The organism is Shinella sp. R2-11, assembly GCF_055330205.1.
This window is the reverse complement of the sequence record NZ_JBVAPC010000040.1, coordinates 1-202: the sequence shown is the minus strand read 5'-3', so window position 1 is coordinate 202 and position 202 is coordinate 1. Positions and strand designations below refer to the sequence as shown.

General features: G+C 56.4%; 1 protein-coding gene. It reads right to left on the bottom strand.

What is annotated here, in order from left to right; all coding sequences use genetic code 11:
* Window positions 1–202, bottom strand: a 202-nt coding sequence (locus tag ACZ1A1_RS24985; RefSeq protein WP_463622071.1) for a porin, incomplete at both ends; no start/stop codon positions are given.

Below are 202 nucleotides of genomic sequence, written 5' to 3'. Positions count from 1 at the left end.
ATCGATGAAGAAGCTCTTGCCGCTACGGCCAACGATTTCATCATCGATGTCGGATACGTTCGAGCTACCGGAAGCAGCTTCGATATTGATGTAGCTACGCAGCGTGCCGAGCTCGGTGTCCGTGCGGGCGTCGAAGTTGATGTCGACGAGCGTGTGCGCATCCCAGTCCGAACGATCGTTGTCCTGACCTTGGAAGGCGCTA